This is a genomic window from Clostridium sp. CAG:221 (assembly GCA_000435835.1).
GTDB lineage: Bacteria > Bacillota > Clostridia > Clostridiales > Clostridiaceae > Clostridium.
In genome coordinates this window covers 1-8,927 of the sequence record FR883406.1, presented here as the reverse complement: position 1 = coordinate 8,927, position 8,927 = coordinate 1, and the positions used below count along the sequence as shown (strand labels likewise).

General features: G+C 29.8%; 9 protein-coding genes and 1 pseudogene. 8 read left to right on the top strand and 2 right to left on the bottom strand.

From position 1 onward, the window contains the following. The 6 genes from Q5O44_RS09475 to Q5O44_RS09450 form a co-directional block, all read left to right on the top strand. Positions 1 to 1,576: polyribonucleotide nucleotidyltransferase (locus tag Q5O44_RS09475; protein ID WP_302637755.1), on the top strand; the 1,576-nt coding region annotated here is incomplete at its 5' end. 127 nt (positions 1,577 to 1,703) lie between these two features. Next, on the top strand, positions 1,704 to 3,011 hold the full coding sequence (locus tag Q5O44_RS09470) for a pitrilysin family protein (protein ID WP_022168175.1): 1,308 nt from the start codon (positions 1,704 to 1,706) through the stop codon (positions 3,009 to 3,011). A 92-nt stretch (positions 3,012 to 3,103) separates the two neighbouring features. Further along, positions 3,104 to 3,412: a YlmC/YmxH family sporulation protein gene (locus Q5O44_RS09465; protein WP_022168174.1), complete on the top strand. Its 309-nt coding sequence runs from the start codon at positions 3,104 to 3,106 to the stop codon at positions 3,410 to 3,412. A gap of 17 nt (positions 3,413 to 3,429) precedes the next feature. Further along, entirely contained in the window at positions 3,430 to 4,638 is a 1,209-nt protein-coding gene (gene dapG / locus Q5O44_RS09460; RefSeq protein WP_022168173.1) for an aspartate kinase, read from the top strand. A 137-nt stretch (positions 4,639 to 4,775) separates the two neighbouring features. After that, the gene (locus Q5O44_RS09455) at positions 4,776 to 5,048 is read left to right on the top strand and encodes a hypothetical protein (RefSeq protein WP_022168172.1); all 273 of its coding nucleotides are present in this window, start codon (positions 4,776 to 4,778) and stop codon (positions 5,046 to 5,048) included. Positions 5,049 to 5,192: 144 nt separating this feature from the next. Then, on the top strand, positions 5,193 to 5,984 hold the full coding sequence (locus Q5O44_RS09450; RefSeq protein ID WP_022168171.1) for a hypothetical protein: 792 nt from the start codon (positions 5,193 to 5,195) through the stop codon (positions 5,982 to 5,984). A gap of 37 nt (positions 5,985 to 6,021) precedes the next feature. Here Q5O44_RS09450 and Q5O44_RS09445 read toward each other — a convergent pair whose 3' ends face one another. Together Q5O44_RS09445 and Q5O44_RS09440 are read right to left on the bottom strand one after the other, a co-directional pair. Beyond that, on the bottom strand, positions 6,022 to 6,930 hold the full coding sequence (locus tag Q5O44_RS09445; RefSeq protein ID WP_022168170.1) for a DUF5685 family protein: 909 nt from the start codon (positions 6,928 to 6,930) through the stop codon (positions 6,022 to 6,024). A gap of 20 nt (positions 6,931 to 6,950) precedes the next feature. Next, positions 6,951 to 7,727, bottom strand: a complete 777-nt coding sequence (locus Q5O44_RS09440) for a J domain-containing protein (RefSeq protein WP_022168169.1) — start codon at positions 7,725 to 7,727, stop codon at positions 6,951 to 6,953. A gap of 151 nt (positions 7,728 to 7,878) precedes the next feature. Between Q5O44_RS09440 and Q5O44_RS09435 the strand changes: the two are divergent. Together Q5O44_RS09435 and Q5O44_RS09430 are read left to right on the top strand one after the other, a co-directional pair. After that, positions 7,879 to 8,025, top strand: a pseudogene (locus Q5O44_RS09435) (DNA-3-methyladenine glycosylase); the annotation flags it as partial. A 515-nt stretch (positions 8,026 to 8,540) separates the two neighbouring features. Then, complete coding sequence (locus Q5O44_RS09430; protein WP_022168167.1) at positions 8,541 to 8,756, top strand: hypothetical protein; 216 nt, start codon at positions 8,541 to 8,543, stop codon at positions 8,754 to 8,756. The last annotated feature ends 171 nt before the right edge of the window (positions 8,757 to 8,927 follow it).

The window sequence follows — 8,927 nt, the reverse complement described above, 5'->3', positions numbered from 1 at the left end:
TTGTGCAACAAAAGAAAGAGTAATGATGATTGAAGCTGGTGGAGATGAAATACCAGAAGAAACAATGATCAAAGCAATTGAATACGGTTTTGAAAAATGTCAAGACATCGTAGCATTCCAAGAAGAGGCTATGGCTAAGTTTGGTAAAGAAAAGAAAGAACCAGTTCTTTATAAACCAAATTCAGAATTAAAAGCAGATATAGAAGAGTTTGCTGGTGAAATGATTAAAGCAGCAATGTGGATTACTGATAAAGATGAAAGAAATGCTGCTATGGATATCGTAAATGATAAAATCATGGAAGAATTCCAAGAAAAGTACGCAGATTTCTTAGGTGACATCAATGAAATAGTTTACTCTATGCAAAAAGAAGTTGTAAGAGATATGCTTCTTAACCATAAGAGAAGACCAGATGGAAGAGCATTTGATGAAATAAGAAAGATTTCATGTGAAGTAGGAATACTACCTAGAACTCATGGTACAGGTCTTTTTACTAGAGGACTTACTCAAGTTATGACTGTAGCTACTTTAGGAGCTGTAGGAGATATACAGATAATAGATGGTATTGGTGAAGTAGAATCTAAGAGATACATGCATCACTATAACTTCCCTGCTTATTCAGTTGGAGAAGTTAGACCACTTAGAGGACCAGGAAGAAGAGAGATAGGACATGGAGCTTTAGCTGAAAGAGCTTTAGAACCATTAATACCTTCAGAAGAAGAGTTCCCATATACTATAAGATTAGTATCTGAAGTATTAAGTTCAAATGGATCAACTTCTCAAGCTTCAGTTTGTGGTTCTACATTAGCATTATTAGATGCAGGTGTTCCAATAAAGAGACCAGCAGCTGGTATAGCAATGGGATTAATAACTTCAGAAGATTTAGTTCATGAAGAAGTATTAACAGATATTCAAGGAATTGAAGATTTCTTTGGAGATATGGACTTTAAAGTTGCAGGTACAACAGAAGGTATAACTTCTATCCAAGTTGATACTAAAATTAAAGGTTTAAGCTTTGATGTAATTTCTAAGGCAATTACTGATGCTAGAAAAGCAAGAGTATATATCTTAGATAAGATAGAAGAATGTATTCCAGAAAGCAGAAAAGAAGTATCTAAGTTTGCACCTAAGACTTGCACAATAAGCATTGATCCAGAAAAGATCAGAGATGTAATTGGTGCTGGTGGAAAGGTAATCAACAAGATTATTGCAGATACTGGTGTTAAGATAGATATTAAAGAAGATGGTACAGTATTTGTTTCATCACCTGATCATGAAGGAGTAAATGAAGCCATAAGAATTATTGAAGGATTAACTAAGGAAGTTCAAGTTGGTGAAGTTTATTTAGGTAAAGTTACAAAGATTGCTGCTTTTGGAGCATTTGTTGAAATCTTACCAAATAAAGAAGGCTTATGCCACATATCTAAATTAGATAAAGCAAGAGTAAATAAAGTTGAAGACGTAGTATCAGTTGGAGATGAAATACTTGTAAAAGTAACTGAAATAGACCAACAAGGCAGAATAAACCTTTCAAGAAAAGATGCGTTACCTGCTGAAGAGGAAACAACAGAACAATAATATTTATTCATTAAAATAATATTTATTATGTGAAAGAGAATTATTAAAATTCTCTTTTTTTAGTATATAGAATAAAATAATATAAATTAAAATAAACTAAAATCAAACTAAAAAAATGGAGGTAATTATGTTTGAGATATACACGTTAGATAACGGATTAAGAGTTGTTACTGAATATATTGAACATGTAAATTCAGTAAGCGTTGGAGTTATGGTTCAAAATGGCTCAAGAAATGAAGAAAAGTCTGTCAATGGAATTTCACACTTTATAGAGCATATGTTTTTTAAAGGTACTAATAAGAGAAGTGCAAAAGAAATAGTTCAAGACATAGAAAATGTAGGTGGACAAATTAATGCCTATACTAGTAAAGAAACAACTTGTTATTATACAAAATCATTATATACACATTTGGAACTTTGCCTAGATGTACTTTCAGATATGCTTCTTAATGCAAAGTTCGATGACGAGGAAATTGAAAAGGAAAAAGGTGTGGTAATAGAAGAAATAAACATGAGCGAAGATAATCCAGAAGATGTTCTTGAAGATATTCATTCAAAAGTAATATTTGGTGATAATTCTCTTGCAGATCCAATATTAGGTACTATTGATATAATTAAATCATTAAATAGTAAGAAAATTAAGGAATATGTAAAAAAACATTATACTCCTCATAATTCAGTAATAAGTATATGTGGAAAATTTAATAAAAATGAATTGAAAAAATTAATTGAAAATTATTTTGGACCTTGGGATAAAAATGAAATATATATACCTACTTATGAAGAAGTAAACCTTTTAGATGGTTCAGCATCTGTAAATAAGCAAATAGAACAGCTTCATATAAACGTTGGATTAAAAGGGCTTCCATATGCTCATGAAAGAGCATATTCACTTGCTTTATTAAATAATATTTTCGGTGGAGGTGCCTCATCAGTATTATTCCAAAAAGTAAGAGAAGAGCTTGGACTTTGCTATACTATATATTCATATTCACAGCCTTATATAGGTGTTGGAAGCTTAAATATTTATACTGGCTTAAGTAAACAATTTGCAGGTAAAGCTTTAGAAGTTATTAATAGAGAACTTAAAAAATTTGCAGATAATGGTATTAGCGATGAGAAGCTTAATATAAATAAAGAAAAGCTTATTTCTGGTTATCTTTTAGGCTTAGAAAGCACAGCATCAAGAATGTTTGCTAATGCTAAATGCTTATTATTACAAAATAAGATAAAAACAGCAGAAGAAGTTACCGAAAAAATTAACAAAATAAATAAGCAAGACATAAACTATGTATTGGAAGAGTGCTTTAAACCGGGAATAATAAGTGCATCATATGTAGGTCAAGATGTAGAAATTGATGGATTAAATAAAATTATAGGACTTTCTGACGTAGCGTATAATAGAGATGTTATAGTAAATGACAAAAGAGTATAATGATTATATTGCTGAGTAAATAAGGATATGAGGGTAATAAATTGCCTCCTTTTAGCATAAAATTTTATGAAAAGTAAGGAGGTAATTTGTTTATGAAAGATTTTGAATATTATGAAAAAAAAGCAGATAGTTCCGAAAAACTTATAAGTGATTTGGAGAAATTTGAAATATTTAATTTAGAATGTGCAGAAAAATACGATAGTGCTCAAAACATTGACTTTATAGTAGATGAAGAAGGATACTTAAAATTCTTGGTTGTAGGTGTTAGCAGCAATAAGTTAAGCTTATTTGGAGGTAGTAGGGAATTTGTAGAAATACCTTGGGAGTGTGTTACTAAAATTGGTGCTAACGTAATAGTAATCTCCGCAGAAGAAGGGAAAATTAAAAGAGCTAAAGCTTAGCTAAGGAGGAGATTTCCTTGAATATAATAGTACAAAAGTTTGGAGGTACATCTGTATCTACAGAGGATAGGCGAAAACAGGTAGCAATTAAAGTGAAGGAGGCAATTGAAAATGGATTTACACCTATAGTGGTAGTATCTGCTATGGGTAGAAAAGGACAGCCATATGCCACTGATACTTTATTGACTCTTATAGATGATAAATTTAAGGAAACCAATAGAAATTCCAAGGATCTCTTGATGTGTTGCGGTGAAATTATAAGCTCGGTGGTAGTAGCAAATGCTTTATATAATGAAGGAATTGAGGCAGTACCATTAACAGGAGGACAAGCTGGCATAATCACTGATGATAATTTCTGTGAGGCTGAGTATATAAGCATTGATATAGATAGATTATTGTCAGTGGTAAGAGAAGGGAAGGTTCCTGTTGTTACAGGTTTTCAAGGAATAACTAAAGATGGATATTTTACTACATTAGGTAGGGGAGGAAGCGATACTACAGCATGTATTTTAGGTAATGCTGTAAAAGCAAAAGAAATAGAGATTTATACTGATGTGGATGGAATTATGACAGCTGACCCAAGAATTGTTGAAGATGCTTCACTTATTGATGAAATAACGTATAATGAAGTTTTTCAATTGGCAGATCAAGGCGCTAAAGTAATACATCCTAAAGCAGTGGACTTAGCAAAGAAGGGGAACATTCCTCTTTTTATAAAAAACACATTAAGTGAATCAAAGGGAACATTGATTAGCAATGATATCATGTGCAATGAAAGAAGATATATTACAGGAATAACTTATCTTAATAATAGGATTCAAGTAAGGATAAGGTTATCTGAAAATAGCAATATAAAGGCATATCAAAGTTTATTAAGCATACTTGCTAAGAATCATATAAGTTTAGATCTTATTAATATCTTTCCAGCACATCAGTTTTTTACAGTAGATAAATCTGAAAAGGAAAATGTATCTAGCATATTAGATTTGGTGGGAATTAAATATAGTATAATTGAGGAATGTAGTACAATAGCTATAGTAGGGGCAGGAATGACTGGTGTTCCTGGTATTATGGCAAGGATAATAAATGTGTTGCAAAATAATAATATCGAAGTATTACAGACAGCAGATTCTAATATGACTATATGGTGCCTTATTTATACTAAGGATATTGAAATTGCTATAAATCTGCTTCATGAAGAATTTGGCTTATCCAAAGTCCATTAGCTAGTAATGGTGATGTTAAAATATAAAAAAATATCTTGGTATTAGGGACTTTTTATAAAATATGAAAAGTTCCTAATGCTAAAGTATTGTAAATAATATATAATAAATATATATTATTGGCAAAGGAGATGTTTTTTATGAAAATAGTTTTTGATGAAAAGGCAAAAAAAGCATTGGAGGAAATGATAGAAAATAGTAATGAGAATTATATAAGAGTTAAGCCCTTCATTGGTTGTGGAAAACCAGCATATGAAATATATGCAGATTTTAAAGGTGAAAATGATATTGAAGAATTAGTAGATGGAATAACTTTTGTAGTACATAAGGAATATGAAAAGATATGCAATGGAATTGAGATAAAGTACGATAAGGAAGTATATAATAAGGGATTTTATATAAAATCTATATAGAAGTTGAAGCCTTCAGACAATGAAGGCTTCAATTATAAAATAAATAATTTGTAAACATTATCTTTTTTTTAAAGTCAATGCTGAAAAATAGAGTTAATTATGTTATGCTTAATAAAGGAAAATATATACGTAAAGGAGAATAATATGAAATTTACAAAAAGATTAGTTGTGGGATTAGTATCAACTGGAATTATTGCTACCCTTTTCACAGGATGTACTAATAAAGATGTAACACCAGTTAGAGCTGAAAGTGCTGAAGAGGCAATAAACTTATTTAATGAATATAATAAATCAAATGACATAGAGAATATGGTTTCATTATATTCTAAGGTATATTTAGATTCAGTAGGCTATAGTAGCGGAACAGTGGTAAAGATGCTTGAGGCTAATAGAAAGAATGCTGAAATTACTAAGTCTGAAACTGAAAGTATTGAAGTTATAGACGAAAATATAGAAAAAGCAGTAGTAAATATGGCCATTATGGAAGATGGAAAAGAAGTACCATATACATATAATTATGCTATGGTAAAAGAAGATGATGGCTGGGCTGTTTCACCTGATGGAGTAATAGAATGTACTAATGTTGAAGCTCCAGAAATAGTTTCAGGAAAGCTTAATATCTACCTATCTAAGATGATAAAACTAGTAGATGGATATATTTTAAGAGCTGATATATCAAATAATAGCTCAAAAGCATATAGTTTTGGTAAAGAAGGAAACTTATGCAAAGTTGTAGTAGAAACAACTGAAGGTGAATATAGCACTTCTATGCTAGAAGAAGTAAAGCTTGATAAAAAGGTAAAAACTTACTTTATGGCAAGATTTGATGAGTTAGAGGGAGAAGTTAAAAAGGTTACTGTTACTAACGTTTATGATATAGAAGATGATGCTATAAAAGAAGATAGTATAAGAGATATTATTATCTATGAAAAATAAAAAACTTATTAAACTTAAAAGAAGCTAGTGTCCAATTTTATGTGACACTAGTTTCTTTTAAATTTAATAATTCTTTAAGCTTAAATATTACAGAATAATATGATTCAGGCATTCCAAGATCAATAACATTTTCAATGATTGTATAATGTCTTTTTAAAGGGAGAGCCTTCATATATTCGCTACAGTTATTTAAACAACTGAAAATAATAAAGTCAATATCTTCAATTACTAAATTTAGAATATCTTCAAAAGGAATACTATTTACATTATATATGGCATTCAGTGGATTAAATCTATCATTATCTAAATCATCCTTCCAATCGTCTAATGCATCCATAAGGTAAATCCATTTTCCAATAGAGTAGCCAAGATTATACAGAGTTTCTCGTATTTTAGGACTGTCATCTGGAAGACTGTATGGATATAAGCTTAAAATAGAAGCCATTATGACGCTGAATGGGTGACATACTTCATCTAAGGATGCAAAATCAAGTTGTTTCTCATACTTAGATAAGATAGTCATATTTTCATCTATAATAGAAAATAGTGATTTTAAATATTTTTTTGCTTTTTTATCAGCTGGAAGAAAAAGTACATGAAATAGCCGACTTTTAATACTTCCTTCATCTACTATATCATCTTTAAGTTTTAAGCTAGAAATGATTATATTAACTGCAGAAATATAATTTAATGCATTTGTAGGTTGGCAGATTACGGTTTCAGTTGTTAAATGTTTAAGGCAATGAATTGATTTATTTTTTATAGGTTCATTGCTTAGACCATCTAAAAGGAAGCCAATAAATGTTAAATCATAATTTAAGGTTAATCGAGGTATATTACCAAAATTTTCTTTTATGGTATTACACAAGCCACAATAGTAGCTTTTAAAGTAATAGTAATCTCCAAGCTTTAACTCATTGTATAGTGGTGTAATATAGCCAAACATTTATTTACTAGCCACCTTACTTAACACATTTTTCCGCCACCATTTCCGCACATATTCATAGCATTATTATTTCCACCAGATAATAGGCTTTGAAGCAATATATTTTGAAGAGGATTTCCATTCATACCATTGCCACCAGCTGGATTTTGAGCCATTCCTCCATTTGGTACTGCACCACCAGCAGGATTATTATTCATTGGATTAGCATTGCCACCCATCATATTTCCTAGTGGATTACCTCCGCCCATCATATTTCCTAAATTGCCCATATCTCCACACATTCCATTAGGAGCACCGCTATTTCCACCACACATGTTCATATTATTTTGATTAGCTTTCATATTGGCAGCAGCAGCAGCTCTGGCATAATTTTGTTTTATGGTGTTTATTTTTCTTGAAAGAATTGTCATAGTTTCTTTATATTCAGGGTTTGTTGGATTTAATTCAGCAGCAGTTTTTAAGTGATTCACACCAGATTGTACCCAACCTTTCTTTAGCATAACAAACCCTTTTAAATAATTCCATTCAGCGTTATTCTTATCAGAAATTAAATTCAATTCTGTTTCAGCAGAAATAAATTGTTCATTTTCTATAAGGTTTCTAATTTCTTTATACTTTAAGTCATTGATTAGTGTATTATATGCCTCATTAGCTTCAGAAATTTTATCTTCCATCAAATAGTAATCATCAGAATTAGCATTATCAATTTGATAAGTATCTACTATTCTTTCGTAAGCACTTTCTATTTCATCTTTTGAAGCTGTAGGCGGAATGCCTAAAATTTTATATGGATTCATTAAATAAATCTCCTTAAAGATTTGATAATTCAGTATAGTATATTCTAAATATGGTAAATGAGTGCTTAGTTATAATATCTAATGCATAGTTATAATATTTTGTAGAGTAAGTTAAAATACTAATGGAGAAAGATTCATTAAGGAGGAAAAGATGATATTACCAAAAGAATTTTATGAAGATGATGCCATAACCGTAGCTAAAAACTTATTAGGTAAGGTTTTGGTTAGAAAAGTAGATGGTAAAGTTGTAAAATGTAAAATCGTAGAAACAGAAAGCTATATTGGAGCCATAGACAAGTGTATTGATTTATAAAAGAAATTACTTAGTGTTAAAAAATGAATTGGAAAAAATGAAATAGTGATGTATACTAGAAAAGTATGTGTAAATTAATTACATTTATTGGATTATGAGGGTAAAGGAAATTAAAAAATTAAAATGTTAATTTCTTTTATTAATTCTACAGGTGAGTAGGTGTTATGAAAGAGTTTCAATTACAAAACTTAAGATTTAAAACAAAAAAATATGCTTAATTACAGAAGAATTAGAAAAAAAAGAATATGTTTTTATTGTTTTACAGAATACTAAAAGTAATTTTTTTAAAGTTACTGGATATTCTGCTTATTTTTATAATAAGGAAATTGTAAATAAAAAGTTAAACCATAGTAAAGTTATTGTATGTTTCTTAAACTATGTTTTTATAGAAAATAAAAGAAAATATAAAATAAGTAGTATCAGTGATATAACCAAAGAAATGGGAGAAGATTTTCTTAATTCTTATAAGGAAGGGAAAGTAGGAAGAAAGAGAGGGAGGAATGGTAAAAAGACAAGTAATAGAAGAATATCAGAGAATATTTGGAAAATTCTATACTTTTTTATTAAATGAATATAAAATGAACTTTTTAAGTTATAAAGATTTGGATAAAACTGAAGATAAGAAAGGAAGGATTAGAAATATTTATAGGTTCTCAATTTTTTTACCTACCGAAAAAAGGATTAATAAAGTTAAGCGTATCTCTTTTGAGCTGTAATTAATTTAATACAAGTAGCAAGAGATTTGTATCCAGATATGGCTTTAGTTATAGCATTTCAAGCGTTTGGGGGTCTAAGAGCATCAGAAGTATGTAGTATACGTCAGGATATGTGGTCTTATGTCAATATTTAGGACACAAAAAGTCAAACTTTTTTATGCTGCACTTCTA

What these genes read in the sequence shown, in the direction of transcription:
- Q5O44_RS09470 (WP_022168175.1), top strand. Translation starts at nt 1,704, where the DNA reads ATGTTTGAGATATACACGTTAGATAACGGATTAAGAGTTGTTACTGAA.
- Q5O44_RS09465 (WP_022168174.1), top strand. Translation starts at nt 3,104, where the DNA reads ATGAAAGATTTTGAATATTATGAAAAAAAAGCAGATAGTTCCGAAAAA.
- Q5O44_RS09455 (WP_022168172.1), top strand. Translation starts at nt 4,776, where the DNA reads ATGAAAATAGTTTTTGATGAAAAGGCAAAAAAAGCATTGGAGGAAATG.
- Q5O44_RS09450 (WP_022168171.1), top strand. Translation starts at nt 5,193, where the DNA reads ATGAAATTTACAAAAAGATTAGTTGTGGGATTAGTATCAACTGGAATT.
- Q5O44_RS09445 (WP_022168170.1), bottom strand. Translation starts at nt 6,930, where the DNA reads ATGTTTGGCTATATTACACCACTATACAATGAGTTAAAGCTTGGAGAT.
- Q5O44_RS09440 (WP_022168169.1), bottom strand. Translation starts at nt 7,727, where the DNA reads ATGAATCCATATAAAATTTTAGGCATTCCGCCTACAGCTTCAAAAGAT.
- Q5O44_RS09430 (WP_022168167.1), top strand. Translation starts at nt 8,541, where the DNA reads ATGGTAAAAAGACAAGTAATAGAAGAATATCAGAGAATATTTGGAAAA.